Source organism: Actinomadura physcomitrii, assembly GCF_008923205.2.
Taxonomy (GTDB): domain Bacteria; phylum Actinomycetota; class Actinomycetes; order Streptosporangiales; family Streptosporangiaceae; genus Spirillospora; species Spirillospora physcomitrii.
Window position 1 is genome coordinate 50702 of sequence record NZ_WBMS02000057.1, and the last position, 6537, is coordinate 57238.

3 protein-coding genes are annotated in these 6537 nt (G+C 74.1%); 1 reads left to right on the forward strand and 2 read right to left on the reverse strand.

Annotated features, from left to right (window positions below; translation table 11 throughout):
- Window positions 1-237: 237 nt before the first annotated feature.
- Both F8568_RS50805 and F8568_RS41950 read right to left on the reverse strand, forming a co-directional pair.
- Window positions 238-3210: a helix-turn-helix transcriptional regulator gene (locus F8568_RS50805; RefSeq protein ID WP_328601279.1), complete on the reverse strand. Its 2973-nt coding sequence runs from the start codon at window positions 3208-3210 to the stop codon at window positions 238-240.
- 42 nt (window positions 3211-3252) lie between these two features.
- A complete protein-coding gene (locus tag F8568_RS41950; protein ID WP_151599657.1) occupies window positions 3253-4317 on the reverse strand; it encodes a CaiB/BaiF CoA transferase family protein in 1065 nt (354 codons plus the stop codon).
- 332 nt (window positions 4318-4649) lie between these two features.
- Between F8568_RS41950 and F8568_RS41955 the strand changes: the two genes are divergently transcribed.
- Entirely contained in the window at window positions 4650-6368 is a 1719-nt protein-coding gene (locus tag F8568_RS41955) for an LLM class flavin-dependent oxidoreductase (protein ID WP_151599659.1), read from the forward strand.
- The last annotated feature ends 169 nt before the right edge of the window (window positions 6369-6537 follow it).

The window sequence follows — 6537 nt, forward strand, 5'->3', positions numbered from 1 at the left end:
CGGCGCGGCTGCCCCCGCGGCGACCCGGCACCGCCTCCGGCGGGCATGAGATCAGCACCATCTGAACTCGTGCCGCCGTTTTCGGTATGTCGCCTGTTACATGGCGCAACGGGGCGAGCACACTGGGCAGTGGCCGGAACGGTCGCGGGCCGCCTCTCCGGGGGGAGGAGCACCGCATGCTTCCGCGGCGCGCCGCCGTGACGGCCGGCCACGTCAGTTCCCGTGTGGTCCGACGGTTCAGCGGCGGGAGTCCGGGAGGGGGGCGCCCGCCGCCGAACCATGCCCGTCCGCGCCGGCGCGCCCGGCGGCGAACAGCGCGAGCCGGTGCGCGGTCGCCGCGGCCTCGCCGCGGTTGGCCACGTCGAGCTTGCCGAGGATGTTCGACACGTGCACGCTCGCCGTCTTCACCGAGATGAACAGCGCCTCGGCGATGTCGCGGTTGCTGCGGCCCTCGGCGACCAGGCGCAGCACCTCGTACTCGCGCGGGGTCAGCCCCATCGGCGCGGACGCCTCGGCGCCGCCCCGGCGCGGCGCCCGGGTGCGGCGCAGCAGGTCGGCGACCTGCTCGGCGAGCGGCTCGGCACGGAGGTCGGCGGCGATGCCCGCCGCGGTCTCCAGCCGCGCGGACGCCGCGTCGTGGTCGCCGTCCGCCAGCGCGGCCTCGGCGGCGCGGACGAGCGCCTGCGCGCGGGCGTAGGGGTTGCCGAGCCCCTCCCACGCGGCGGCGGCCGCGCCCCAGGCGGCGAGGTCGAGGACGCCGCGGGCGCGGGCCGCCTCGGCGTCGAAGACGAGCTTGTGGGCGCGCTGCAGCGGGCCACTGATCGTCAGGCCCGCGGCGCGCTCCTCGATCCGGCGCAGCACGGACGCGGCGGGCGCGCCGATCTCGGTGCAGGCGGTGACGCCCGCGACCAGGACGGGCAGCGCGTAGCGGGCGTCGTCGGGCAGGCCCGCCTCCTCGATCACCCGCTCGACCGGCGCGAGCACGTCCTGCGGGCGGCCCTCGGCGAGCGCCATCCGCGCCTCGAGCCACAGGGTGGCGAAGTAGTCCTGCGTCTTCAGCCACTTCATCTTGAGCCGCATGATCTCGCTGGAGCCGGCGAGGCGCTCGCGGGCGGTGGCGAGGTCGCCGCGGGCGAGCGCCACGGCACCGGACAGCACCAGCAGCGACGTCCGGATCGTCACCGCGGGCTCCTGCTCCATCGCGTGGTTCATCACCGCGATGGCCTCGTCCCACCGGCCGAGGGAGACGAGCGGCTCGGCCTGGTTGATGCAAAGGAACGTGCCCTGCGTCCGCGCCACGCCGTACTCGCGGGCCAGCTCCTTGCCCCGCGCGGCGACGGCCTCGGCCTCCTCGTGCCTGCCCGCGCCCTCCAGGAAGTGCGACTTGATGACGTAGTAGCGCAGCAGCACCCGGTGGTCGCCGGCACCGGTGACGATCCGCTCGATCTCGTTGAGCGTGCCCTCCGTCGCGGTGCTGTGGTCGGAGTAGTCGATGTCGGCGCAGAACAGCGTGATGAGCGCCTGCGCCTCGGCGACCGGGTCGGCGAGCTTGCGCGCGATGGCCAGCGACTCCGCCGCCGCGGCCTGGGCCTCGGGGATGTCGGTGGAGAAGCGCACATATCTCGCGAACGTCGCGAGGACGCGCGAGCGGAGCACGGTCGGAGGATCGGCGGGCAGCGCCTTCACCGCGGCTCGCAGGTCGTCGACGAAACCGGGCCGCGCCGTCTCGTAGCGCATGTGGCCGCGCAGCTCCAGCAGCGACGCCCAGCGCTCGATGTCGATCGCGTCCTCGCCGGCCGCCTCGACCTCCTTCAGCGCGGCGGTCGCGAACTTCAGGCCCCGGTCGTACTCGCCGGCGAGGTCGGCGGCGGCCGCGGCGTCCTCCATCACCTTGATGTGGTCGGCGCCGATCCGCTCCGCCGCGTCGGGCACCCGGTCCCACAGGTGCAGCACCCGCGACAGCATCGTCAGGCACTCGGCGTAGGCGAGCGCCTTGCGCGCGTCGGCCGCCGCCCGCCACGACGCGACCAGCGCCCACGTGGCGTCGTTCGCGGCCTTCCAGTGGTGGCTCAGCTCCACCCAGAGCCGCCCGGACGGGACGAGCCCCGGGTCGTCCTCCAGCGCCTGCGCGTAGCGGGTGTGCAGCCGCGTGTACTCGCCGGGCAGCAGGTCGTCGTGGACGGCCTCGCGGATCAGCGCGTGCCGGAACGCGTAGCCGTCACCGTCCACGACCAGCACGTTCGCGGCGACGGCCGGGCGCAGCACCCGGGTCAGCGCGGCGTCGTCCAGCCCGGACACGGCGGCCAGCAGCGCGTGCTCGATCCGGGTGCCGCCGCCGCTGGCGTCCCGCAGCACGTCCTGGGTCTCCTCCGGCAGCCGCTGCACGCCCGCGAGCAGCAGATCGCGCAGCGATTCGGGCAGCTCGCAGGCCAGCGTCCCGTCGTCGTCGAGCAGCGCCTCGATGAACAGTGGGTTCCCCTCGCTGCGGGCGTCGATCCGGTCGACCAGGCCGGGCGGCGGCGCGTGCCCGAGCACCTCGGTGACCAGCGCCGCGACGTCCGAGCGGGACAGCCGGGCGATCTCCAGCCGGCTCACCCGCTCGACCCGCTCCAGGCCGCCGAGCAGCGGCCGCAGCGGATGCGCGCGGTGCAGCTCGTCCGACCGGTACGTCACCACGACCAGGACGGGCGCGACGCTCAGGTTGCGCACGAGGAACGACAGCAGGTCGCGGGTGGAGCGGTCCGCCCAGTGCGCGTCCTCGATGACGAGGACGACCGGCTCCCGCTCGGCGAGCCGCTCCAGCAGGGTCAGCACCACCTCGAACAGCCGGGCCCGCTCCTCGCCGGACGCGGCGTCGCTCTCCGGCTCGCCGAACTCCGGCAGCAGCCGCGCGAGGCTCCCGGTGTCGCCGCGCGGGACGAGCGCCGCGACCCCGTCGATGCCGATGTCGCGGACCAGGCCGCGCAGCACGGTGGTGAACGGCGCGAACGGCAGGCCGTCGGAGCCGAGCTCCAGGCAGCCGCCGAGGAGCACGCGGGCCCGCCCGCCGGCGGCGACGGACGCCGCGAACTCGCGGATCAGCCGGGTCTTGCCGAGCCCGGCCTCCCCGCCGAGCAGCACCGCGCCGGGGGCGGCCGCCAGCGCGTCCTCCAGCACGGCGAGCTCGGCTGCCCTGCCGACCAGGACGGGACTCATCGCACGCGCGCTCACGTCACAAGGATGCCAAATGAATCCGTCAATCCCACCTGAATTTCAATCGGCGAGACGGCGCCAGCCCTCGCCGCGGTGCTCGTCCAGCCCGGCGACCGGCCCGCCCGGCAGCGGCGGGTGCGCCGACGTGCGGACCGGACCCGCGTCCAGCACGCCGCGCGCGCGGAAATGGTCGAGGTCCAGCATCTCGGCGCCGGTCAGCAGCGGCGCCACCGGCGCCCCGGCGGCGGACAGCCGCTCCATCGCCTCGTCCCTGGTCAGCCTGGCGATGGCGGCCGCCACCCGCGCGTCGAGTTCGGCGACGCGGCCGAGCCGCTCGGCGAACGGGACGCCCGCCGCCCCGTCCAGGCCGAGCGCGCGGCAGGTCGCCGCCCACAGCCGCTCCTCCGACACGACCCCGAGCGTGATCTTCAGGCCGTCCCTGGTGGCGTACACCCCGTAGCCGGGCACGGGCCCGGGGACGTGCGGCGCCGGGGCCGCCGGTCCGGCCGGCCGCGGCCGGGTCGCCTCCGGGACGGTGCTCGTCCAGTGCGCGAGCACGTCGGCCATGCCGAGGTCGATCCGGTCGCCCTCGCCGGTGGCGCGGGCCTTGAGGCACGCGGCGGTGATCGCGAACGCGGCCATCGTCGCGGCGGCCATGTCGGCGACCGGCAGCTCCTCCAGGGACGGCGACACCGCGTCGGGCGGGAGCGTCGCCGCGTACGCGCGGTAGTTGACGTCGTGGCCCGGCACCTGCGCGAGCGGACCGTCGGCCCCGTAGCCCGAGATCGAGCAGTACACCAGCCGCGGGTTGCGCGCGCGCAGCTCGGCGTCGCCGACGCCGAGCCGGTCGGCGACGCCGGGCCGGAACCCTTCGACGAACACCTCGGCGTCCCGCGCGAGCGCCAGGCACCGCTCGCGGTCCTCGCCGGACTTCAGGTCCAGCACGATGCTGCGCTTGCGCCGGTTGAGCAGGTCGAAGTGGCCCTGGAACATCCGCATGGGCTCCCCGCCCGGCGGCTCCACCTTGATGACGTCGGCGCCGAGCTGGGCGAGCAGCTGCGTCGTGTACGGGCCGGGCCGCCACATCGTCAGGTCCAGCACGCGCAGTCCGTCCAGCGGCGCCATGTGGTCTCTCCGGGTCCTCGGCCCTCCGGCGGGCGGGTGCCCGTCCACCCGCCATCGTGTCGATCTCCGGACCGCTCAGTCAAGCAAGTGCTTGGTCAGAACCAGCAGGGTCCGCTGCCCCAGGCCCAGCTCCACTCCTGCGGCACGAGCAGGTGGATGTGGCACGACATGTTGCCAAAGACCACGTACGGGCCCCTGCCAAATTCCAGTGATTACTGGCACGTTTTCCGCGCCGCGGCCCGGGGGACGTCCGTTGACCGGGCGTCCACTTCGGGTGATGCTGGCGGCAGGACCCGGGGTGCCGCGCATTTTCGCTGGTCACGAGGGTGGAGGTGGTCGAGATCAGGTTCTCGCTCTTCTACGAGCACCAGCTGCCGAGGCCGTGGGAGGACGGCCGGGAGCTGCGGCTCTACCAGGACGCCCTCGACCAGATCGAGATCGCCGACCGGGTCGGGTTCGACTGCGTCTGGGAGGTCGAGCATCACTTCCTGGAGGAATACAGCCACTCCCCGGCGCCGGAGGTGTTCCTCGCGGCGGCGTCGCAGCGGACGAAGCGGATCCGGCTTGGGCACGGGATCGTCCAGCTGCCGCCGGCCGTCAACCACCCCGCGCGGATCGCCGAGCGGATCGCCGCGCTCGACCTGGTGTCGAACGGGCGGGTCGACTTCGGCACGGGCGAGTCGAGCTCCGGTGCGGAACTCGGCGGGTTCGGCGTCCGGCGCACCGAGAAGCGGGCGCAGTGGCAGGACGCGATCGACGCCGTCACCCGGATGTTCGTCGAGGAGCCGTTCGCCGGATGGCGGTCGCCGTACCTGCGGATGCCGCCCCGAAACGTCATCCCGAAGCCCGTGCAGAAGCCGCATCCGCCGCTGTGGGTGGCGTGCTCCAGGCGGGAGACCATCCAGTTCGCGGCCCGCAACGGGATAGGCGCGCTGTCGTTCTCGTTCGTCGAGCCCGAGGACGCCGGGAAATGGGTGGACGAGTACTACCGCATCATCGAATCGGAGGAGTGCGTCCCGGCGGGGTTCGCGGTGAACCCCAACCTGGCGGTCGTGCTGCCGATGATGCTGCACGAGGACGAGGCCACCGCGATCGACCGGGGCATCGACGGCGCGCACTTCTTCGCGTTCGCGCTGGCCCACTACTACGGGACGACGCCGCACGACCCCGGCCGCACCAGCGTTTGGGACGAGTTCCAGGAACGGCGAGCGTCCAAAGGGTTCGACCGCGAGCAGATCATTCCCAACGCCGGGTCGCTGAACGTCAACGTCGGCTCGCTGCGCGGCGCGGTCGGCACCCCCGGGCAGGTCGTCGACCTGGTCCGGCGGTACGAGTCGGCCGGCGTCGACCAGGTCGCGTTCGTGCTGCAGGCGGGGCCGAACAGGCACGAGCACATCTGTGAGAGCCTCGAACTGTTCGGCGCGGAGGTGCTCCCGCACTTCCTCGAAGGCCGCGAGGAACGGGAGGCGGCCAAGGCGGAGCGCCTCGCCCCGGCCATCGAGGCGGCGCTCGCGCGGCGGGAACCGGCCCGGACGTCGCCGCCCGGCTACCGGATCGACGAGGACGCCGAGGTCGCCCGCGCTCTTCGCTCGTCCCGCTCCCGCCGTCCCCTGCGCCGGGAGATCCGGGCGGCGGCCAGGCGGCGGGCCGCGCAGGGCTTCTACAAGCTGGTGCACGGTAGGACGGACGAGCAGGTCGAGCGGCGCTTCGGGCCCGCCGCGCAGCGGCTCTTCTTCACCGGGATGGCCCGCGCGTACGACCCGTCCGCCGCGGCGGGGTTCGCCGGCGACATCGAGTTCCGCCTGACCCCCGGGCACGGTCCCGCGACCACCTGGACGATCCGGATCTCCGGCGGGCGGGCCAGGGCCCGGGCGGGCGGGTCACCGGAGCCCGACGTGGCGCTCGCCGCCCGCACGGCCGACTTCCTGCGCATCCTCGCCGGCGACGCGAACCCGGCGACGCTGCTCATGGACGGCCGGCTGGTGATCCGCGGGAACCACGAGCTGGCACCGAAGATCAGCGAGATGTTCGGCGGCCCGTCCCCCTACTGAGGAGTGGTGGCCGTGGTCCCCCGATCACCACGGCCACCACTACGTCTGATGCACCCCGCCTCCTCCGGGTTCGCACCCTCACCCCGAAACTCGTTGACTTGTGGCGGGGGGGGGGGGGGGGGGAGCCCACGCACGAAACAACACCCACCACGAACCCAACCGCGCGGGC